The 20243-nt window shown below is 69.2% G+C and carries 18 protein-coding genes and 2 tRNA genes; 13 read left to right on the top strand and 7 right to left on the bottom strand.

The annotated features are described in order from the left end of the window. Positions 1-13 precede the first annotated feature (13 nt). The 3 genes from gyrA to AB0C75_RS02495 all read left to right on the top strand — a co-directional run bounded on the left by gyrA (position 14) and on the right by AB0C75_RS02495 (position 3497). Positions 14-2641 (top strand): DNA gyrase subunit A, encoded by a 2628-nt coding sequence (gyrA, locus tag AB0C75_RS02505; RefSeq protein WP_362886299.1) that lies wholly within the window; start codon positions 14-16, stop codon positions 2639-2641. A 93-nt stretch (positions 2642-2734) separates the two neighbouring features. Next, positions 2735-3349: a DUF3566 domain-containing protein gene (locus AB0C75_RS02500; RefSeq protein ID WP_362886297.1), complete on the top strand. Its 615-nt coding sequence runs from the start codon at positions 2735-2737 to the stop codon at positions 3347-3349. A 71-nt stretch (positions 3350-3420) separates the two neighbouring features. After that, positions 3421-3497, top strand: a tRNA-Ile gene (locus AB0C75_RS02495). A 244-nt stretch (positions 3498-3741) separates the two neighbouring features. On the opposite strand, the gene AB0C75_RS02490 is transcribed toward AB0C75_RS02495, so the two are convergent. Beyond that, a complete protein-coding gene (locus AB0C75_RS02490; protein ID WP_362886295.1) occupies positions 3742-4101 on the bottom strand; it encodes a DUF6344 domain-containing protein in 360 nt (119 codons plus the stop codon). Positions 4102-4383: 282 nt separating this feature from the next. Between AB0C75_RS02490 and AB0C75_RS02485 the strand changes: the two genes are divergently transcribed. The 3 genes from AB0C75_RS02485 (at position 4384) to AB0C75_RS02475 (ending at position 7958) form a co-directional block, all read left to right on the top strand. Further along, a complete protein-coding gene (locus AB0C75_RS02485) occupies positions 4384-4518 on the top strand; it encodes a DLW-39 family protein (protein WP_003958712.1) in 135 nt (44 codons plus the stop codon). A 222-nt stretch (positions 4519-4740) separates the two neighbouring features. Continuing rightward, positions 4741-6636: a VWA domain-containing protein gene (locus AB0C75_RS02480; protein WP_362886917.1), complete on the top strand. Its 1896-nt coding sequence runs from the start codon at positions 4741-4743 to the stop codon at positions 6634-6636. Continuing rightward, positions 6633-7958 carry a hypothetical protein gene (locus AB0C75_RS02475; RefSeq protein WP_362886293.1) on the top strand — a complete coding sequence of 442 codons (1326 nt, stop codon included), beginning with the start codon at positions 6633-6635 and terminating at the stop codon, positions 7956-7958. Before AB0C75_RS02480 ends, AB0C75_RS02475 begins: the two co-directional genes overlap by 4 nt. 10 nt (positions 7959-7968) lie before the next feature. Here AB0C75_RS02475 and AB0C75_RS02470 read toward each other — a convergent pair whose 3' ends face one another. Both AB0C75_RS02470 and AB0C75_RS02465 read right to left on the bottom strand, forming a co-directional pair. After that, positions 7969-9366 carry a protein kinase gene (locus AB0C75_RS02470; RefSeq protein WP_362886291.1) on the bottom strand — a complete coding sequence of 466 codons (1398 nt, stop codon included), beginning with the start codon at positions 9364-9366 and terminating at the stop codon, positions 7969-7971. 105 nt (positions 9367-9471) lie between these two features. Beyond that, a complete protein-coding gene (locus AB0C75_RS02465) occupies positions 9472-10020 on the bottom strand; it encodes a DNA-binding protein (protein ID WP_362886289.1) in 549 nt (182 codons plus the stop codon). A gap of 170 nt (positions 10021-10190) precedes the next feature. On the opposite strand from AB0C75_RS02465, the gene AB0C75_RS02460 reads away from it, so the two are divergent. Continuing rightward, a tRNA-Ala gene (locus tag AB0C75_RS02460) sits at positions 10191-10263 on the top strand. Between the two features lie 227 nt (positions 10264-10490). On the opposite strand, the gene AB0C75_RS02455 is transcribed toward AB0C75_RS02460, so the two are convergent. Together AB0C75_RS02455 and AB0C75_RS02450 are read right to left on the bottom strand one after the other, a co-directional pair. Next, positions 10491-11591 carry a HAMP domain-containing sensor histidine kinase gene (locus AB0C75_RS02455; protein ID WP_362886287.1) on the bottom strand — a complete coding sequence of 367 codons (1101 nt, stop codon included), beginning with the start codon at positions 11589-11591 and terminating at the stop codon, positions 10491-10493. Continuing rightward, entirely contained in the window at positions 11578-12273 is a 696-nt protein-coding gene (locus AB0C75_RS02450) for a response regulator transcription factor (RefSeq protein WP_362886285.1), read from the bottom strand. Before AB0C75_RS02450 ends, AB0C75_RS02455 begins: the two co-directional genes overlap by 14 nt. A gap of 87 nt (positions 12274-12360) precedes the next feature. Between AB0C75_RS02450 and AB0C75_RS02445 the strand changes: the two genes are divergently transcribed. Beyond that, complete coding sequence (locus AB0C75_RS02445; protein ID WP_362886284.1) at positions 12361-13506, top strand: peptidoglycan bridge formation glycyltransferase FemA/FemB family protein; 1146 nt, start codon at positions 12361-12363, stop codon at positions 13504-13506. A gap of 102 nt (positions 13507-13608) precedes the next feature. Further along, positions 13609-14085, top strand: a complete 477-nt coding sequence (locus tag AB0C75_RS02440; RefSeq protein ID WP_362886282.1) for a GNAT family N-acetyltransferase — start codon at positions 13609-13611, stop codon at positions 14083-14085. 184 nt (positions 14086-14269) lie between these two features. Here AB0C75_RS02440 and murF read toward each other — a convergent pair whose 3' ends face one another. Then, the gene (gene murF / locus AB0C75_RS02435) at positions 14270-15613 is read right to left on the bottom strand and encodes a UDP-N-acetylmuramoyl-tripeptide--D-alanyl-D-alanine ligase (RefSeq protein ID WP_362886280.1); all 1344 of its coding nucleotides are present in this window, start codon (positions 15611-15613) and stop codon (positions 14270-14272) included. Between the two features lie 106 nt (positions 15614-15719). Here murF and AB0C75_RS02430 point away from each other — a divergent pair, with 106 nt between their 5' ends. The 3 genes from AB0C75_RS02430 to vanX all read left to right on the top strand — a co-directional run bounded on the left by AB0C75_RS02430 (position 15720) and on the right by vanX (position 18455). Next, positions 15720-16697, top strand: a complete 978-nt coding sequence (locus AB0C75_RS02430) for a D-isomer specific 2-hydroxyacid dehydrogenase family protein (RefSeq protein ID WP_362886278.1) — start codon at positions 15720-15722, stop codon at positions 16695-16697. Further along, on the top strand, positions 16690-17736 hold the full coding sequence (gene vanA / locus AB0C75_RS02425; RefSeq protein ID WP_362886277.1) for a D-alanine--(R)-lactate ligase: 1047 nt from the start codon (positions 16690-16692) through the stop codon (positions 17734-17736). The genes AB0C75_RS02430 and vanA overlap by 8 nt, the downstream gene beginning before the upstream one ends. 137 nt (positions 17737-17873) lie before the next feature. After that, the gene (gene vanX / locus AB0C75_RS02420; RefSeq protein ID WP_362886915.1) at positions 17874-18455 is read left to right on the top strand and encodes a D-Ala-D-Ala dipeptidase VanX; all 582 of its coding nucleotides are present in this window, start codon (positions 17874-17876) and stop codon (positions 18453-18455) included. A 99-nt stretch (positions 18456-18554) separates the two neighbouring features. On the opposite strand, the gene AB0C75_RS02415 is transcribed toward vanX, so the two are convergent. Beyond that, complete coding sequence (locus AB0C75_RS02415; RefSeq protein WP_362886275.1) at positions 18555-19283, bottom strand: DUF5324 family protein; 729 nt, start codon at positions 19281-19283, stop codon at positions 18555-18557. Positions 19284-19630: 347 nt separating this feature from the next. Here AB0C75_RS02415 and AB0C75_RS02410 point away from each other — a divergent pair, with 347 nt between their 5' ends. After that, on the top strand, positions 19631-20158 hold the full coding sequence (locus AB0C75_RS02410; protein ID WP_362886273.1) for a peptidylprolyl isomerase: 528 nt from the start codon (positions 19631-19633) through the stop codon (positions 20156-20158). Positions 20159-20243 lie beyond the last annotated feature (85 nt).

Below are 20243 nucleotides of genomic sequence, written 5' to 3'. Positions count from 1 at the left end.
ACTTTGACCAGCAATGGCCGACGAGAACACCCCTGTGATGCCCGATGAGGAGCCCGCCGTCCCGGGCGTCGGCATGCGTGTCGAGCCCGTGGGGCTCGAGACGGAGATGCAGCGCTCCTACCTCGACTACGCGATGTCCGTCATCGTGTCGCGTGCGCTGCCCGACGTGCGGGACGGTCTCAAGCCCGTGCACCGCCGGGTGCTGTACGCGATGTACGACGGCGGTTACCGGCCCGAGAAGGGCTTCTACAAGTGCGCCCGTGTCGTCGGTGACGTCATGGGTACGTACCACCCGCACGGCGACTCCTCGATCTACGACGCGCTCGTGCGGCTGGCACAGCACTGGTCGATGCGCATGCCGCTGGTGGACTCCAACGGCAACTTCGGTTCCCCGGGCAACGACCCGGCCGCGGCCATGCGGTACACCGAGTGCAAGATGATGCCGCTGTCCATGGAGATGGTCCGGGACATCGACGAGGAGACCGTCGACTTCCAGGACAACTACGACGGCCGCAACCAGGAGCCGACGGTTCTGCCGGCGCGCTTCCCGAACCTCCTGGTGAACGGTTCCGCGGGCATCGCGGTCGGTATGGCGACCAACATCCCGCCGCACAACCTGCGTGAGGTCGCCGCCGGCGCCCAGTGGTACCTGGAGCACCCGGAGGCCTCGCACGAGGAGCTCCTGGACGCGCTCATCGAGCGGATCAAGGGCCCGGACTTCCCGACCGGCGCGCTGGTCGTGGGCCGCAAGGGCATCGAGGAGGCGTACCGCACCGGGCGCGGCTCGATCACCATGCGGGCGGTCGTCGCGGTCGAGGAGATCCAGAACAGGCAGTGCCTGGTCGTCACGGAGCTTCCGTACCAGACCAACCCGGACAACCTCGCGCAGAAGATCGCCGACCTGGTCAAGGACGGCAAGGTCGGTGGCATCGCCGACGTCCGCGACGAGACGTCCTCGCGTACGGGGCAGCGGCTGGTCGTCGTGCTCAAGCGTGACGCGGTCGCCAAGGTCGTGCTGAACAACCTCTACAAGCACACCGACCTGCAGTCGAACTTCGGCGCGAACATGCTGGCGCTCGTCGACGGGGTGCCGCGCACGCTGTCGATCGACGCGTTCATCCGGCACTGGGTGACGCACCAGATCGAGGTCATCGTCCGGCGGACGAAGTTCCGGCTGCGCAAGGCCGAGGAGCGGGCGCACATCCTGCGAGGCCTCCTCAAGGCCCTGGACGCCATCGACGAGGTCATCGCCCTCATCCGGCGCAGCAACACGGTGGAGATCGCGCGTGAGGGCCTGATGGGCCTGCTGGAGATCGACGAGCTCCAGGCGAACGCGATCCTGGAGATGCAGCTGCGCCGCCTGGCCGCGCTGGAGCACCAGAAGATCACCGCCGAGCACGACGAGCTCCAGGCGAAGATCAACGAGTACAACCAGATCCTCGCCTCGCCCGCGAAGCAGCGTCAGATCGTCAGCGAGGAGCTGGCGGCGATCGTCGACAAGTTCGGCGACGACCGGCGCTCCAAGCTGGTGCCCTTCGACGGCGACATGTCGATCGAGGACCTCATCGCCGAGGAAGACATCGTCGTCACCATCTCGCGCGGCGGTTACGTCAAGCGCACGAAGACGGACGACTACCGCTCGCAGAAGCGCGGCGGCAAGGGCGTGCGGGGCACCAAGCTCAGGGAAGACGACATCGTCGACCACTTCTTCGTGTCGACGACGCACCACTGGCTGCTGTTCTTCACGAACAAGGGCCGTGTCTACCGGGCCAAGGCGTACGAGCTGCCGGATGCCGGCCGGGACGCGCGTGGCCAGCACGTCGCGAACCTGCTGGCGTTCCAGCCGGACGAGCAGATCGCGCGGATCCTGGCGGTCCGCGACTACGAGGCCGCGCCCTACCTGGTCCTGGCGACCAAGGGAGGTCTGGTGAAGAAGACCTCGCTCAAGGACTACGACTCGCCGCGCTCCGGTGGCGTCATCGCGATCAACCTCCGGGAGACGGAGAGCGGCGAGGACGACGAACTGATCGGTGCGGAGCTGGTGTCGGCCGAGGACGACCTGCTGCTCATCAGCAGGAAGGCACAGTCGATCAGGTTCACCGCGACCGACGACGCGCTCAGGCCGATGGGCCGCGCCACCTCGGGCGTGAAGGGCATGAGTTTCCGCGAGGGCGACGAACTGCTCTCGATGAATGTTGTCCGGCCCGGTACGTTCGTGTTCACTGCCACCGACGGCGGGTACGCGAAGCGGACCGCTGTCGACGACTACCGCGTCCAGGGTCGCGGCGGCCTGGGTATCAAGGCCGCCAAGATCGTCGAGGACCGTGGTTCGCTCGTCGGTGCACTGGTGGTGGAGGAAGCGGACGAGATCCTCGCCATCACGCTCGGCGGTGGTGTGATTCGTACGCGAGTCAATGAAGTCAGGGAGACGGGCCGTGACACCATGGGCGTCCAACTGATCAATCTGGGCAAGCGTGATGCCGTCGTCGGTATCGCGCGCAACGCCGAGGCCGGTCGCGAGGCCGAAGAGGTCGACGGGACCGATGAGGCCGAAGGCGCCACGGTCGAGGCCGATGCCGCGAGCGTGGTCGAGGGCACAGTCGAGGGCACGGCGCCTTCGGCCGGGGAGCACGAGGAGTAGAGCGTGAGTGGAGCCACGGGCGCCGGGTCGGCCGCTTCCGGAGCAGGCGCGAACGGCGTCCGTGGCCCTGCCACGGACTCCCAAGGGGGCACTGTGACGGACACTCGGGGACCTCAGCCGCAGTACGAGGGGTACGCGACCGGGCCACTGCCCGGTGAGCGGGAGCCCGCCCAGGGCCAGGCTGGGCCCTATCACCCGCCGCAGGCGTACCAGTCCTCTGTGGGCGGTACGCAGGGCGGCGGAGGCACACAAGGTGGTGCAACGCAGGGCGGTGCACAGGGCGTGGGCGGGTCGCAGGCGACCCGGCTGCCCCGGACAGGTGCGCGGACCACTCCGCGCACCCGTAAGGCGCGTCTGAGGGTGGCGAAGGCCGATCCGTGGTCGGTGATGAAGGTCAGCTTCCTGCTGTCCATCGCACTCGGCATCTGCACGGTGGTGGCGTCCGCGGTCCTGTGGATGGTCATGGACGCGATGGGCGTCTTCGAGACGGTGGGCGGCACGATCAGCGAGGCCACCGGTTCGAACGAGAGCAACGGCTTCGACCTCCAGTCGTTCCTGTCGCTGCCGCGCGTCCTCATCTTCACCTCGGTCATCGCGGTGATCGACGTGGTGCTGGCCACCGCGCTGGCGACGCTGGGCGCGTTCATCTACAACCTCTCGGCGGGCTTCGTGGGCGGCGTGGAGCTCACGCTCGCCGAGGACGAGTAGGACGCCGGGTATCGATTTTGGGACTGGCCCCGACGTGCGCTAATCTTCAGAAGTCAGCGCAGCAGCGCGGCGGGGCTATAGCTCAGTTGGTTAGAGCGCATCCCTGATAAGGATGAGGCCACAGGTTCAAATCCTGTTAGCCCCACCAGCACGAAAGGCCCCTCACCGGAGACGGTGGGGGGCCTTCGTCGTGTGCCGGGGGAGCCGGGCGGCCGGTGGGCAGGAGACGGGGTGACGGGCCGACCTGCCGTGGCCGCGGTGCCGACGGGCCTGCGATGTCTGCCGTGCCTGCCGTACTGGCCCCCCGGAGCAGGGTGCGCGCGTACGGGCACATGGAAAAGGCCCCCGCCGGTGTGAACCGGACCAGGGGCCTGGGGGCGTCAGCGGCGCCCTCAGGGTGGGAGGAGGGCCGAGCCCCCGGCGGGTGTGGCGCTGTGCGCGGAGTGGGCGCTGTGCGTCGCGTGCACGGCGTCCGTGGTGTCGGTGGACAGCTGGCGGGCGGCCGGCGACGAGCCGTGCGCCTCGGCGCGGATGCGCTGCTTCATCGTGGGTGGCAGCGCCCTGTCACGCGGAAGGGTCCATCGCACCGACGGCGTGGTCGGGGTTGCCGGGTTCGCACCCGTGTGCTCGTGGCTCGTGACCGTCGGCTCCGCGGCCGTGGCCTGGGCGGTGGCGAGGCCCAGCGACGCGAGAAGTGCGAAGAAGGCGGTGATGAAGGCGGTCCAGATGCTCTTGACCCTGAAGGTGCTCATGGCCCCTCGCTTTCAGGTGGTCCGGTTTGCTTACCTTTCCGATGATGTGGATCGGGGCCCTGGAAACCGGGACCGACGCCCCCTGTACGTCGATCTTCCGATGAACACCACTCTTATGGTTCAACCGGCTCGGAAAAGCCGTCGTGCGGGTGCCGAGGGGGTCTCGACAGGGGTCCGGAGCGGCCGGTGGCCGGGTGCCGGGGAGGTCACCGATCGGTATCGGCCGGTGTGTATAGTCGGGCGCCAGAAGTCCCTTACGTCAAGGAAAGACGAGGTCGCGCGGTGAAGAAGCTTCTCCTGGTCGCACTGGCCGCCATCGGCGGGCTCCTCGTGTACCGCCAGATCCAGGCGGATCGCGCCGAGCAGGATCTGTGGACGGAGGCGACCGACTCCGTGCCCGCAGGTTCAGGTGTGTGAGACGGAACAGTCTGCTACAAGCCCCGGTCGCCGAGCGGCCGGGGCTTTCTGCTGTCCGGGGCCCGCTGTTGCGGGACCGTGACGGCCGCACCCTTGAGTTCACCTCAGCAAATCGTTAGCTTGCATGAGCAAAGCAATCGTGAGGTACGGGTGGCCGAGGGGGAATCCGTGAGTACACGGATGAGGGCGGGGACGCACCGCCGCAGGACAGGAGTGGCCGTCATGGCCGGTGGGGCGCTGTTCGCCCTGGTGGCGGGGGTGCTGCCCGCCGCGGCGACCGCGCCGGCCGCCGGGGGCGCCGAAGGGCAGGACGGTGCGGAGGGCGGCGGCAGTCTCGTCATGGTGCTCGATTCGTCGGGCTCCATGGCGGATGACGACGGCACGGGCCGGACCAGGATGGAGAGCGCCCGTGCGGCCGTGGGGACCGTGGTCGACGCGCTGCCTGACGGGCATCCGGCCGGCCTGCGGGTGTACGGCGCCGACCGGCCCCAGGGCTGCACGGACACCCGGCTCGTACGTCCGGTGGGCGCGCTGGACCGTGCGGCCATGAAGAAGGCCGTGGCGGGGGTGCGGCCCCGGGGTGACACCCCGATCGGGCTGTCCCTCCAGAAGGCCGCGGAGGACCTTCCCGAGGCCTCGGGCGGTGCCATCGGGACGCGCACGATCCTGCTGATCTCCGACGGTGAGGACAACTGCGGTACGCCGGAGCCCTGCGAGGTGGCCGAGCAGCTCGGCAGGGAGGGCGTCGGGCTGCGGATCGACACCGTGGGCTTCCAGGTCGAGGGTGCGGCCAGGGAGCAGCTGGAGTGCATCGCCGAGGCGGGTAACGGGCGTTACTACGACGCCCCGGACGCGGACGCGCTCGCCCGCCAACTCCAGCGGTCCGCACAGCTCTCGGCCGGTGGGTACCGCCTGAAGGGTGACCGGATCGAGGGCGGGGCCACCACGGCGAAGGCCCCCTCGATGGCTCCCGGCCAGTATCTGGACACCATCGGGCCCGGCGAGAAGCGCTACTACGCGGTGGATCTCGACGCGGCCTCCACGGCGGACTTCGCGGCCACCGCGGTGCCCCAGCCCGGTGCGGCCGTCGACAGCCTCGACGCCCTGAGTACCGGTCTGGTGTACGACGGCGGTGGCACCTGCGATTCGGACACCGGGCGCTTCCTCCAGCAGGAGGGTGCGACCCCGCTGACCTCGGCAGTGGCCCGGATCCCCTCGGAGGACGGGGACCGCAGGTGCGACGAGGCGGGCCACTACCGGCTCGTGGTCGAGCGGGAGAGCAAGAAGGTTTCCGACAGCGCCCGTTGGCCCCTGGAGCTGGTGTACGGCGTGGAGAAGCCGCTGGCCGACGGAGTCACCCCGGCGCAGTCCAGGACGGAGTACGGCAAGGGCGACGAGCACGCCGCGCTGCCGACAGGGGATCCGCGTGATGTGCGGGGTGGCACCGGCTTCAACGACGCCACGTCGCTCGGCCGGGGCGTGTGGCGCGACCGGATCCTGCCGTCGCAGACCCTCTGGTACAAGGTGCCCGCGGGATGGGGCCAACAGGTCCGCTACGACGTCGAGTTCGCCAACGAGCCCACGGTGGACGGCTCGGCCGCCTCTTCGTACGGCGGGACACAGCTGTTCACGCCGGCGCGCTTCCCGGTCGACGGGGGCAGCGGGTTCAGCTCGATGACGCTGTACAGCGGGAAGCCCGCGGCGCTGCGGATGGGGTCCGTCCCGGTCGCCTGGACCAACCGCTACGAGTCCCGGTCGGCGGTCCGGCCGGTGCATGCCGACGGCGGCTTCTACATCGCGGTGACGCTCGGGGCGAAGGCGGCAGAGATCGCCGAGAACCCGCGCATCGGTGTGGTGCTGCGGGTGGCGGTCGTCGGGGACGAGCTGGCAGGTCCGCAGCACGGGGCGCCTGCCCTGGCGGAGAAGGCCGGCGGTGCCAAGTCGGGCAATGGCGGCAATACGGCTGGGGCCGCAGACAGCGGTGGTGCGGGCGGGGCAGGATGGACCGGCATCGCGGCCGTGTGCGGAGCGGGCGCCCTGGTCGTACTGGCCGTCGGGTTCCTGCTCGTACGCGGCCGGCGCAGGACAGGCAGGCAGACGACGGGGGGACGTGCGTGAACAGGCAGCGCAACAGGGGCCGGGTGACGCTCGCGGTGATCGCGGCGGTGTGCGCGGCGGCGGCGCTGCCGGGGCAGGCGCACGCGGCCGACGGCCCTGCGGCGTACACCTTCGACCCCGCGGCGACCACGGTCCAGGGCACGGAGACCAACGCCGACGCGGCGGAGCTGAAGCCCGGGTCGGTCTACCGAAGCTCCATCAAGGACGGCCAGAAGCTCTACTACCGCCTGGAGCTGGACGACAGGACCGATGCGTACGTCTCCGCGGTGGCCGTCCCCAAGACCGGCGGCAAGGTGGCCTACGGCGACGGCATCACGATCAGCATCAGGGATCTCGACGACACCGAGTGCGGCTCCGAAAACGCGCACTTCGAGTCGGCGGAGTTCCCCCGCCCCATCGCCGCGTACGCCGACCGGACCGTGGAGAAGGACAGCACCACCTGTGCGGCGAGCGGGACGTACAACGTCCTGATCGAGCGGGAGAGCGAGGCGACGTCGTCCCCCGAGGCCTGGGACCTGGAGCTGCGCTTCGAGAACGAGCCGGCGCCGAAGGACGGTGCGTCCCTGCCGACCGAGGCACCGGAGAACTGGCCATCCGCCTCGCCGGCCCCGCCCTCCGGCAAGCAGAAGCGGTCGGGTGGCACCAGTTTCTACGACGCCACCAGCCTGGAGTCCGGCGAGTGGGTGGACGCCATCGAGCCGGGGCAGACCCTCTTCTACCGGGTGCCCGTCGACTGGGGCCAGCAGATCTTCACCACGGCCGCGCTGAGCAACAGCGGCAAGTCGACGGACTACCTCGGCAACGCCCTGGCACTGGCCCTGGACAACCCGATGGGCGGTCATGTCGCCGACGCGACCCTGTCGTACTCGGGGGCGCCCAACTCCGTGGCCTTGGATCCGCTGCCCCCGGTGGCGTACGAGAACCGGTACGACTCGGGTACGGACGTCAGCGCCATGCGCTTCGCAGGCTGGTACTACCTCTCGGTGACCCTCTCGCCCGAGGTCGCCGAGGACTACGGGAACGACCCCATCGGGCTGACGCTCAAGGTGAAGGTCGTGGGCGACAGCAAGGCGTCGCCCTACCAGGGGGACGCCGGGATCTTCGGGGTCACCGACGACGACAGGGACATGGCCAGGAGCGGACAGAGCGCGCCGGAGGCCGGTAAGAGCGACACGATGAGGACGGTCGCCGCTGCGGGCATCGGCGCGGGGTCCGTCCTGGTGCTGGGGCTCGGGGCATGGATGCTGCTGGCCAGGCGCCGGGCCGTACCGGCGGCGCCGGGCGGGCAGTCGCCGTACGGCGGTCCGCCACAGGCCTGGTAGGGCGGGCTCCTCAGGCCTGGGTGAGTGCCCAGATCCCCACAGCGAAGCAGATCAGCGCCACCACGAGCACCGGGACCGTCACCTTCGGGGACGGTCCCGGCCGCTTGACGGGCAACGGCGCGGGCGCGGGTGTCCCGGCGTTCGAAGCCATCGGGCCCTGGGCCGTGTAGGCGCGGGTGGGCGGCGTCCCGTACGGCACAGCGGATGTGGCGGCCTGGGAGAGGTCCTGCGCGCCCTCGGCGGCGTAGGGGGACGCCGAGTGCGCCGGAACCGGGGCGGACGGTGTGTGCGGCTGCGCCGGGTGCGGAATCGGCGCGGAGTGCTGCGGGGGCGGGGCGAGGTGGAAGCTGCCCGTCTCCGACATCGACGGCGGTGGCCCGTACGGCTGTTGGCCGGGGCTCTGCGGCGCGTACGGCTGCTGCGAGGGCTGGGGGGCCTGTGGGGCGGGCGGTGTGCCTCCGGCGGCCCCTGCGGACGCCTGAGGGCTGCTGCCGGGTGTCTCGGGGCCTGCGGGGGGTCCTTCGGGGCCTTGGGGGCCTTGCGGTCCGAAGCCCGCGGGCAGCGGGCCGATCTGGTCGAACACCTCGACCCGGTCGTCGTCAGGACCGGCGTCCGGCAGCATCTCGACCGCTGCCGTCAGCGCCTTGCGCGCACCCGTGGCCGTACGGAAACGGGCGTGCGGGTCCGGTTGCAGCAGCCCCGCCAGAACCTGCCACAAGGGCTCCGGCACACCGTTCGGTGCGCCCGGGGTGCCGTGCGCGGCGAAGTACTCGATCAGCGCCTGGGAGTCGGGCTTCTGACCCTGCAGCAGATAGAGCGCGACGAGACCGACGGCGAACAGGTCCGCCGGGAAGTCGGGCTCCGCTCCCATCATCTGCTCGGGTGCGAAGTAACCGGGCGTTCCCACCACGTAGTTGGTCTCCGTGAGCCGGGGCTCGCCCTTGCGCATCGAGATGCCGAAGTCGGAGAGGCGCAGATGCGGCCGGCCCGTACCGGTCGCCTCCATCAGGATGTTGGCCGGCTTGATGTCGCGGTGGACGACCCCCTCGGCGTGCACCGTGGACAGCCCGGACAGCAGCTGATCGAGCAGGAGGCAGACGAATCGCGGGGGGAGCGGGCCGTAGTCGCCGATGACATGGGCCAGCGACCCCCCGCTGACCAGGTCCATCGTGAAGAGGACCTTGTCGTCGTCGGCGGCCCAGCTGGCCGGGGCGAGCACATGCGGATGCTCGATCCGCAGGGCCTGCTCACGGACGAAGCGCAGCAGCGTGTGCGCGTCGCTCTGCTGCAGGACCTTGGCCGCCACGTACCGTCGGCGGCGGTGGTCCCAGGCTCGCCAGACGGCGCCGACCCCACCCCGTCCGATCGGATCGACCAGCTCGTACCGACCAGCGAAGACCTCACCCATTGCGCTGCGCCCGCTCCCGTTCCCGTTTCGGTTCGTGCCCCGGCTGTCGGGATACTGCCACGGCTCCGCCCTCCCGGGGACGGCCCCCGGGTGCTGGAGTCGGTGCTAGCTCTGATGGCCCTCGTAGTGCGCGACCGCGTCCGCGGTGCGTCCCGCTCCGTACACCCGGAGGAACTCTGCCAGCTCGGGGTGGGCCGGGGCGAGGGAGTCCGCCGCATCGATGATGTCGCCGGCCGCCGAGACCGACCGCAGCAGCGACTGGATCTCGCGGACCACACGGCGCACGGTGGGGGCCCCACCCGTGGAGGAGGTCTGGCCGGTGTGGGTCAGGACCGATCCGCCCTGTGACTTCTTGATCTCTTCCATCCGGTCGGCAGCCTCTCCCGCGCTGACGCTGCCGTCCGCGACCTGACTCGCGAGCTCCTGAAGGGCCTGGACCCGCTGCACGACCGCGGGGTTGCCGATCTTGGCCCGCTGTCCGCTCATCAGCTGGGACAGCATGGGGGCTGACAGCCCGAGCACCGCTGCGAGGCGTGCCTGGTTGAGGCCGAGGTCATCTATCAGCCGACGGAAGAGCGCGCCCAACGGCTCTCCGTACCAGCTGCGCTGGAGCTCCCGGGCTCTGGCCGTCGCCTCTTGCTGCGCTGCATCCATTGCGTCTCCCCTTCGCTGCGGCTTCGCTGCTGCGAACCTCGTCCTGCATCTTACGGAGAGCCGCTGCGAGCCGGGAGCCCCAATCATTTTGCAGGATTCGGGGGGTCACCCGGTACTCTGTTCTGCGACGGACGTCGCGGCAGGGATGTGTCTTGCGGTGTCCTGTTTTCGGGGCCTTAGCTCAGTTGGTAGAGCGCTGCCTTTGCAAGGCAGATGTCAGGAGTTCGAATCTCCTAGGCTCCACATCAGTAGAGGTCCCCTGACCTGCGGAAACGCGGTTAGGGGACCTTTTTTTGCCGGTTCCGTGCTGACATGTCAGCGCGGTGGTGCTGACGAACGCCTCGACGCCGAGACCGAACTTCTCGCGGGCGTCTCCCGGGACGGGGCGAACGGAGCACGGCTGATGTCGCTGGTCACGAGCATGCCGGCTGCTTCAGCGGTGTCGGACTCGAAGCCGCGTCCCTGACCCGCTACCTGTCGGTGTGCGGGGTTGTCGCGGGTAGTTCCACAGTGATGTGGAGCCCGCCGGCGGAGCGAGGGGTGAGGGTGAGTGTTCCGTCGTGTGCCTGGGTGATCGTTTTGGCGATGGCCAGGCCGAGGCCGACGCCTGCGTGGTAGCTGTGGATGCGCTCGGTGCCGCGCTGGAAGGCTTCGGTGAGGGTCGAGACCAGTTGGGGGGAGAGCTGCTCGCCCGTATTTTCGACAGTGAGCACCACAGTGTCGGGGCGGACGCTGGTGCGGACCCATACGCTTCCGTGCTCGGGCAGGTTGTGGACGATCGCGTTCTGCACGAGGTTCGTGGTCAGCTGGAGCAGGAGCGCCGGTGATCCGAGCACGGGGGCGATGTCGCCGCTGGTCTCGAGGACGACACCGCGCATTTCCGCGAGGGGGAGAAGCGTCTCGGTGGTTTCTTCCGCCATGAGGGACAGGTCGACGCGTTCTCGGGTGAAGGACCGCCTGTCGGCGCGGCTGAGCAGGAGCAGTGCCTCGGTGAGATCGATGGCCCGGGTGTTGATGATGTTGAGGCGGTGGACGAGTTCGCCGGTGTCGTGGTGCGGATCGGCGCGGGCGACGTCGATGAGTGTCTTCGAGATCGCCAGCGGGGTACGCAGCTCGTGCGAGGCGTTGGCGGCGAATCTCTGCTGTTCCGCGACGTGTGCTTCGAGCTGGGCGAGCATCGTGTCGAAGGCGTCGGCGAGTTCGCGGAACTCGTCCTTGCGGCCCGGCAGACGGATCCGGTGGGACAGTGATCCGGCCGCGGCCGTGCGGGTGGCGTGCGTGATGCGGTCCAGGGGGGCCAGCATGCGTCCGGCGAGGAACCATCCTCCCAGGAGGCCGAATACCAGAAGGAAGACCATTACCGCGGCTGCCGTCGGGGCGAAGGCGCGCACGAATTGGATGACCGGATTTTCTCGTACCGCCCCCGCTTCGTTGGTTCGCAACCACCCCGATCCCAGGAGGAACACTCCTACGGCGACGAGCAGCAAGGCCCCCGCGAGCGTGAGGAGTCCGGCGTAGCTGAGGGTGAATTTGAGGCGGATGCTCAGGCCGGGCCGCCTATCCGTGGTCACCACCCCCGTGCCCGCTGACGGGTGCTGTGTCGATGCGGTAGCCGACGCCCGGCACGGTGGCGATGAGCCAGGGTTCGCCGAGGCGTTTGCGCAGGGCGGAGACCGTGATGCGTACGGCGTTGGTGAACGGGTCGGCGTTCTCGTCCCATGCGCGCTCCAGGAGCTCTTCGGCGCTGACGACACCGCCCTCGGCGGCGACGAGGACTTCAAGGACCGCGAACTGTTTGCGGGTGAGCGCGATGTAGCGGTCGTCGCGGTAGACCTCGCGACGGAACGGATCGAGGCGCAGGCCCGCGATCTCTCGCACCGGCGGCCGGTTGTGGGCGCGCCTGCGATCGAGGGCCCTGAGCCTGAGCACGAGCTCCAGGAGTTCGAAGGGTTTCGTGAGGTAGTCGTCGGCGCCGAGTTCGAACCCGGATGCCTTGTCGTCGAGACGGTCGGCTGCGGTGAGCATGAGGACGGGCATGCCGCTGCCGGAGGCGACGATGCGTTTGACGATCTCGTCGCCGGAAGGGCCGGGGATGTCGCGGTCGAGCACGGCGATGTCGTACGCGTTGATACTCAGCAGCTCCAGAGCGGTGTCGCCGTCACCTGCGATGTCGGCCGCGATCGCTTCCAGCCGCAGGCCATCGCGGATGGCTTCTGCCAAATAGGGCTCGTCCTCGACGATCAAGACACGCATGTGCTCAAGGCTACGAGCCGGCACATGTCGTCGGCGTATCGAAAATCCCATACGTGCCGACAACACCCCACCACCTTGACTGAAGGCATGTCCTACAGCGAACCAGCACGAACAGCGGGCGTGAGCCCGACCGTCGGACCGATCAGTGCCGCCGAGCACTTGGCGTTCGTGCGGGCACAGCGTTCGGTCAGCTTCCTGCAGACTCCGGCATGGGCCCGCGTCAAGACCGAGTGGCGCGGCGAGTCCCTCGGCTGGTTCGACGGCCGGCGGTTGGTGGGTGCCGGGCTTGTCCTGCACCGCCCGGTGCCGCGGCTCAAGCGCTTCACGCTGGCCTACCTGCCGGAGGGCCCGGTCATCGACTGGACCGGCGACATCGGCGCGTGGCTCGACCCGCTGGCGGCCTACCTCAAGGAACACGGCGCGTTCGCGATCCGGATCGGCCCGCCGGTGTGCACCGACACCTGGAGCGCCGCCCAGGTGAAGGAGGGCATCTCCGACCCGGGCACCAAGCGGCTCACCGGCCTGCCCGGCCAGTATGCCGACCCGGTCGGCGCCGGCGTGACCAGCCGGCTCAGGGACGCCGGCTGGCTGTCGCAGAGCCCCGAGGACGGTTTCGGGGTCGGGCATCCGCAGTTCAAGTACGAGATCCCGTTGGCCGGCAGGACCGAGGACGACCTGCTCAGGGGCATGAACCAGCTCTGGCGCCGCAACATCAGGAAGGCCGCCAAGGAGGGCGTCGAGGTCACGGTCGGCGAGGACCTGAAGGCGTTCCACGACCTCTACGTCCACACCGCCGGGCGTGACCGCTTCACACCCCGGCCGCTGCGCTACTTCGAGACCATGTTCGCCGCGCTGAGCGCCGAGGATCCGGAGCGGATCAGGCTCTACCTGGCCCGCCACCAGGGGGACCTGGTGGCCGCCACCGTCCTGGTCCGCGTCGGCGCACACGCGGTGTACGCCTACGGCGCCTCCTCCTCCGAGAAGCGCGAGGTGCGCGGCTCCAACGCCTGCCAGTGGACGATGGTCCGCGACTCGCTGGCGGCCGGCTGCGACGTCTATGACCTGCGCGGCATCACCCCCACCCTCGATGCCGACGACCCGCACGTCGGGCTGATCCAGTTCAAGGCCGGCACCGGCGGTCGGGTGGTGCGGTACGTCGGCGAGTGGGACCTGCCACTGCGGCCGATGGTCTACCGGGCCTTCGACCGCTACATGAAGCGGCGCGGGCGATAGGTCCGGATCCCGTTCCGGCCGGGGTGAAGGTGCGGCCGGGCACGCAGCCGACGGGCCGGTTTCGGGGTACCGCGAGACCGCCACGACGACAGGGTGAAGAACATGAAGATCCGACCGGCACGGCGCGCCGACGCCCCGGCCGTCAACGAGCTGCTGGACCAGCTGGGCCATCCGCCCGCCGGCCAGGCAGTGACGGCGAACCGGATCCAGACCTGGGCCGAGGACGCGTCCAGCGCGGCATACGTGGCCGAGACCGGCGACGACCTGATCGGGGTCATCGCCGTCCACGTATGCCCGTTCTTCGAACGTGAGGGCACCTGGGGCCGGATCGTGGCCCTGGTGGTCACCGATCGAGCCCGTGGCCGTGGCGTCGGCTCCCGGCTCGTCGTGGCCGCGGAGGCCTTCGCCGCCACGCGCGGATGCCTCCGCATGGAGGTCACCAGTGCGGATCGTCGGCAGGCCGCACACGAGTTCTACCGGAACCGCGGATACGTCACCCAGGCAGGGCGGTCGTCCCGGTTCCTGCGAGACCTGCCCCGCACTGACGGCACCCGGGATCAACTCCTGCCGGAACGTTGACCCATGACCCGCCTCGCCAAGGGCGTCGGCCGGTCCGGCGCGCCGAACGGCTGAGGGCGGAGCCCGGCCACGTCGTCGGGCGTCCACCTGGGCCTTCGGCGCCATGCGGTCTTCGGGCGGCGGCCCCCGAAAGGCACGGCGACGAGGATCCTCCCGCTCACCTTGGCGAACCACGCGAGCGCGGTTACGCGAGCATGGCGGCGACCTCGTCCAGGCGCGCCCCACGGGAGGCCTTGACGAGCACCACGTCGCCGACGGTCAGATGACCGCGCAGCCAGTCGACAGCCGCGTCGTTGTCGGCCAGCACCACCGCCCGCTCTCCCGCGCCGTCGGCGATCGGCCGGGCCCCCTCGCCGACTGCGACCACCACGTCGGCCCGGAAGGCTGCGTACTCCCCGATGCCGCGGTGCTCGGCCTCGCTGCCTACGCCGAGTTCAAGCATCTCGCCGAGTACGGCTATGCGGCGCCCGCCCTCGATCGCCGCCAGCGCGTCCAGGGCCGCGCGGGTCGAGTCGGGGTTGGCGTTGTAGGTGTCGTCGAGCAGCGTCGCGCCACCGGCGAGGACGCGCCGCTCCATGCGCCACTGCGACAGGGAGGAGGTGGCCGGCGCCGCCGCGGCCAGGTCGAGGGGCACGCCGGCCGCCAGTCCCGCGGCAGCGGCGGCCGATGCGTTGAGCGCCTGGTGGGCGCCCACGTGCGGCAGTGCGACGGGTGCGCAGGCGTTGGCTGTCCGCAGTGTGCACGACGGCCGGCCGAGCCGGTCGAGGTTCAGACCGAGCACCCGTACGTCGGCGTGCTCCGCCCGGCCGAAGGTCAGCACGGGACCGTCGGTGAGCGCACGCATCGCGACCACCCGGGGATCATCGGCGTTGAGGACGGCGGTGCCACCGGGCGCCAGCCCCTGCACCAGCTCGCCCTTGGTCCTGGCGATGGCCGCGCGCGACCCGAACTCGCCGAGGTGGGCCTGCCCCACGTTGAGGACGACGCCGATGTCGGGTGCGACCAGGCCGGTGAGCTCGGCGATGTCGCCGATGTGGCGGGCGCCCATCTCCAGGACGAGGAACCGGGTGTCCGCGTCGGCGCGCAGCATGGTGAGCGGCACACCGAGCTCGTTGTTGAGCGAGCCGATCGTGGCGATCGTCGGCGCGGCGCTCGACAGCACGGCCTCCAGCATGTCCTTGGTGCCGGTCTTGCCCTGGGAACCGGTCAGCCCGACCACGGTGAGACTGTCGCGCAACCGTGCCACGACGTGTGCGGCGAGCGCCTGCAGCGCGGCCCGGGCGTCCTCGACGACGACGGTGGGCAGCGGTGTGGGCCGGGAGCCGAGCACACCCACCGCGCCGGCCCGCCCGGCCTGGACGGCGTACTCGTGGCCGTCGACGTGCTCACCGGCGAAGGCGACGAAGAGGCCGCCCGGCTCGGCCTGCCGGCTGTCGAGCACGGCCGGCGCGGTCACCTTCACGGCCGCGTTGCCCTCGACCGTCCCACCGACGACCGCGGCGATCTCGCCGAGGCTGAGGGGGATCACGCTGATTCCTTGTGTGTCATGTATCCAGTCAATGCGCCACGGTATATTGCCGGCATATCGAAAACCTCATACGTCCCGGCAACACGACGACGCTTTGACTGTACGTATGACCTACAGCGAACCGTCCCGCATCACCATCTATGGGTGCGGCCCGGATGAGGCCGTCTTGTTTCGGGAGCTGGCGCCTCGCTTCGGTGTGACGCCGGCCATCACAGACGCACCGGTATCCGAAGCGAATGCCGACCTGGCGTCCGGAAGCCGATCCGTCAGCGTCGGTCATAAGACCCCCGTCACCAATTCTGCTCTCCTTGTACTGGGCCGAGCCGGCGTGACGTACATATCCACGCGGAGCATCGGGTGCAACCACATCGATGTGGAATACGCGGAGAGCATCGGCATCACCGTGGGGAACGTCAGCTACTCGCCGGACAGTGTGGCCGACTTCGCGCTGATGCTGATGTTGATGGCCGTGCGCGACGCGAAATCCATCATCAGGCGTGCGGATGAGCACGATTACCGGCTGAACGCAGTACGCGGCAGGGAACTGCGCGATCTGACCGTCGGCGTGATCGGCACAGGTCGCATCGGCGCCGCGGTCGTGGACAGGCTGCGGGGATTCGGCTGCCGGACACTCGCCCACGACAAGCGGCCGAAGACCCCTGCCGAATACGTCACTCTCGACGAGTTGCTGCGGCAGAGCGACATGGTCACGCTCCACACACCGCTCACCCCGGATACGTATCACCTGCTGAATCGGCAGCGTATCGAGCAGATGAAACAGGGTGCACTGATCGTCAATACCGGACGTGGGGCGCTCGTCGACACCGAAGCCCTGGTTTCGGCACTGGAAAGCGGCAGGCTCGGCGGCGCTGCATTGGATGTCGTCGAGGGCGAGGAAGGAATCTTCTACGCCGACTGGCGCACCAGGCCCATGGGAAGCAAGTCGCTGCTGCGGTTGCAAGAGCTCCCGAATGTGCTCATCAGCCCGCACACCGCCTACTACACGGACCATGCCCTGCGCGACACGGTCGAGAACTCCCTTGCCAACTGTCTGAAATTCGAAAGCGAGAATCAGCATGGATAAGCTGAAGGTCGGCATCATTTTCGGCGGACGCTCCGAAGAGCACCCCATTTCCATCAAGTCCGCACAAGAGGTCGCCCGTAACCTCGACACCGAGAAGTACGAACCGTTCTACGTCGGTATCACGAAGGACGGCGCCTGGAAGCTCTGTGACGGCCCCCACGCGGAGTGGGAGAACGGCGACTGCCGTCCGGCCGCACTGTCACCGGACAGCACCGTGCACGGACTGCTCGTCCAACGACAGGGGCAGGAGCGGTACGAGACGATCCCTCTCGACGTCGTGCTGCCCGTGCTGCACGGCAAGCGCGGCGAGGACGGGGCGATGCAGGGGCTGCTCGAGCTCTCCGGTATCCCCTACGTGGGCTGCGACATACAGAGTTCCGCTCTGTGCATGGACAAATCCCTCGCCTACATCGTTGCCGGAAGCGCGGGAATCGCGACGCCGAATTTCTGGACCGTCACGGCGGATCAGGCGATCGACCCCGAGCAGCTCACCTGTCCGGTGTTCGTGAAGCCGGCGCGTTCGGGCTCGTCCTTCGGCGTCACCAAGGTGTCCCGGGCGGAGGAACTGCGGAGCGCGGTGGAGACCGCACGGCGGTACGACGCGAAGGTGCTGATCGAGGAGGCCGTCGTCGGCAGCGAGATCGGATGCGCCATCCTGGGCGACGAACTCGACCTGATGGCGGGCGAGGTGGACCGGATCGCGCTCTCCCACGGTTTCTTCCGGATCCACCAGGAGGACGCACCGGAGACCGGTTCCGACAACTCGACGGCGATCGTTCCCGCCGACATTCCGGCGGCATCGCGCCGGCTTGTCCAGGAGACGGCCATGGCCGTGTATCGCGCCCTGGGGTGCGGCGGTCTCGCGCGGGTGGACATGTTCCTCAAGGAGGACGGAACAGTGGTCCTCAACGAGGTGAACACCTTTCCCGGCATGACCTCGTACAGCCGCTACCCGCGCATGATGGCGGCCGCTGGAGTGCCGCTCGGTGAAGTCCTGGACCGGCTCCTGTCGTTGGCCCTGACGGGGAAGAGCCGGTGAAGGGGGAAAAGGCGGCGAAGGGCGACTTCGTCTTCATCGACGAACTCTCATCCGGACTTCCCGGACTTCCCGGACTTCCCGGACTCCCCGGACTTCCCGGACTCCCCGGACTCCCCGGACTCCCCGGACTCCCCGGAATGCGCTGGGATGCCAAGTACGCCACATGGGACAACTTCACCGGCAGCCCCGTGGACGGGTACCTGGCCAACCGGATCGTCGGCACGAGGGCGCTGTGCGAAGCCCTTGAGCGCGTGTGCGAGAAGGCCGAGACCCAGGGCTTCGGCTTGCTTCTCTGGGACGGTTACCGCCCGCAGCGCGCCGTCGACTGCTTCGTGCGCTGGTCACAGCAGCCGGAGGACGGCCGCACAAAGGCCCGGCACTATCCGAACATCGGCCGGGCCGAGATGTTCGAGCAGGGCTACGTCGCCGCCAGGTCGGGGCACAGCCGGGGCAGCACCGTCGATCTCACGCTCTACGACCGCGCTTCTCAGGAGATCGTCGCCATGGGCGGTGGCCATGACCTGATGGATTCCCTCTCGCACCATGGAGCACAAGGGATCACCGAAGCCGAAGCGAGAAACCGTCGGCACCTCCGTACCCTCATGGAAGCCTGCGGTTTCGCCGCGTACGACTGCGAGTGGTGGCATTACACCCTGGCCGACGAACCGTATCCGGACACCTATTTCGATTTCCCCGTCACCTCCCCCTCACGTGAGTGACCCCCGTTGTGTGCGGTTTCACGTGAAACGGAGAGGGGCGCCGGAGACCATGTGGTCCTCCGGCGCCCCTCTCCGCTGTCGTTCCGGAGTGGGCGGTGCTCAGCCGCGGTCGTCGCCGTCGCCCTTCGCGGTGTCCGAACCGGCTCCGCCTTCGTCCTTGGCCTGCTTGGCGCGGACCTCCGGGTCGAGCACGGTCGAGCCGCTGCCGTCGACCGAGGTCAGAGGGGCACGGTCGTCGGCCACCTCGGTGGGAGCGGGGGGCTCGACCAGCCAGTCCGGGTTGGCCTGCTTGTCCCACCACTTCCAGGCGGCGAAGGCTCCGCCGGCCAGGGCGCCCAGCACGAGGAAGTACTTGGCCGCCCGGCCTGCCTTGGCCCGCCGCTCGTGCTTGCGCACCAGCTTCTGGATCTCCTGGGCCGTCACCTGGCCGCGGAGAGCCGCAAGCGCGGCCGTGCTGCGTGCGGTGGCCTCCTCGGCCACAGGCCGGCTCGCCGCCACCGCGTACTCGACGCGCGGCACGGTGTAGTCCGCAGCGGTGCGGGCGGCGTTGCGCGTGCGAGTGGCGGCCCTCTGTGCGGCCTCGTCGACCTTGGGGGGCACATGGGTGAGCGCCTGCTCGATACGTGGTGCGAGATACGCGCCGTACTGGACGCGGGCCTGCGCGGCTGCCTTCGACACCTTGGGCGCGAGCCGTGCGCGAGCCTCGGTCGCGTAGTGCGTGGCCTGTTCCTTGGCCGTGTCGGCGTAAGGCGCCACCACTTCCGCGGCGTGCTGCGCGCTGTCCTTCGCCGAGTAGGTTGCGGCGCGCACGCTGTCGATGCGGGTCACGGGATCCTCCTCATTGGTGGCGGGTAGGTACTCCGCCTATCCACCCAATTCGAAATCATGCCCGCCGGCGACTGGAGCGCCATGCGGGACGGGCATCCGGGTCATGAACATCATTCTCGGGCAATGCGGTGCAAGGGGAGCGTGTTGCCGACGATGCCACGGTTCGCGCAGGCGCGCTCCGTGTCGTCGGGCAGTTGGGCGCATAAATCCCGCAGTACGTGTGGGAAAGGTGCAGGAAAGCGGGCAACGAGGTGAGTGCCGCCCATCCCGCGCTGTGACCGTGCGGAGGACCCGGTGCCGCGTGCGAGGATCGGTGGTCATCAGCGAAGACTCAGGGAAGGCAGATCGTGGCCGAGGAGCTTTACGCCACTTTGAAGACGAATCTGGGCGACATCGAGATCCGGCTTCTGCCGAACCACGCGCCCAGGACCGTCAAGAATTTCGTCGAGCTCGCCACGGGTGAGCGTGAGTGGACCAACCCGGAGACCGGGCGGAAGTCCCACGACAAGCTGTACGACGGCACTGTCTTCCACCGCGTCATCAACGGTTTCATGATCCAGGGCGGCGACCCGCTGGGCAACGGCACGGGCGGCCCCGGATACGAGTTCGGCGACGAGTTCCACCCGGACCTGGCGTTCGACAAGCCGTACCTCCTGGCGATGGCCAACGCAGGACCCGGCACCAACGGATCGCAGTTCTTCGTGACCGTGTCGCCCACCGCCTGGCTGACCGGAAAGCACACGATCTTCGGTGAGGTCACCGATGAGGCGGGCAGGAAGGTCGTGGACGCCATTGCCGCGGCGCCGGCCAACCCGCGCACCGACCGGCCGCTCCAGGACGTGGTGATCGAGTCGGTCGTCATCGAGACCCGCTGACCGGAGGGTGTGGGGCCCCCGCCGGGGCCGCTGACCTGACAGGCCGCCCACCGTGCGGGAACCAACCGCCTTGCTCATCCGTACT

This window comes from Streptomyces sp. NPDC048565 (genome assembly GCF_040650935.1).
Lineage (GTDB): Bacteria > Actinomycetota > Actinomycetes > Streptomycetales > Streptomycetaceae > Streptomyces.
This window is presented reverse-complemented; position numbering and strand designations above follow the sequence as displayed.

Coding starts and splice junctions, on each gene's coding strand:
- AB0C75_RS02440 (WP_362886282.1), top strand. CDS start 13,609: ATGAAGATCCGACCGGCACGGCGCGCCGACGCCCCGGCCGTCAACGAG.
- AB0C75_RS02470 (WP_362886291.1), bottom strand. CDS start 9,366: ATGGGTGAGGTCTTCGCTGGTCGGTACGAGCTGGTCGATCCGATCGGA.
- AB0C75_RS02480 (WP_362886917.1), top strand. CDS start 4,741: ATGGCCGGTGGGGCGCTGTTCGCCCTGGTGGCGGGGGTGCTGCCCGCC.
- AB0C75_RS02430 (WP_362886278.1), top strand. CDS start 15,720: ATGACCTACAGCGAACCGTCCCGCATCACCATCTATGGGTGCGGCCCG.
- AB0C75_RS02490 (WP_362886295.1), bottom strand. CDS start 4,101: ATGAGCACCTTCAGGGTCAAGAGCATCTGGACCGCCTTCATCACCGCC.
- AB0C75_RS02450 (WP_362886285.1), bottom strand. CDS start 12,273: ATGCGTGTCTTGATCGTCGAGGACGAGCCCTATTTGGCAGAAGCCATC.
- gyrA (WP_362886299.1), top strand. CDS start 14: ATGGCCGACGAGAACACCCCTGTGATGCCCGATGAGGAGCCCGCCGTC.
- vanX (WP_362886915.1), top strand. CDS start 17,874: ATGCGCTGGGATGCCAAGTACGCCACATGGGACAACTTCACCGGCAGC.
- AB0C75_RS02465 (WP_362886289.1), bottom strand. CDS start 10,020: ATGGATGCAGCGCAGCAAGAGGCGACGGCCAGAGCCCGGGAGCTCCAG.
- vanA (WP_362886277.1), top strand. CDS start 16,690: ATGGATAAGCTGAAGGTCGGCATCATTTTCGGCGGACGCTCCGAAGAG.
- AB0C75_RS02445 (WP_362886284.1), top strand. CDS start 12,361: ATGTCCTACAGCGAACCAGCACGAACAGCGGGCGTGAGCCCGACCGTC.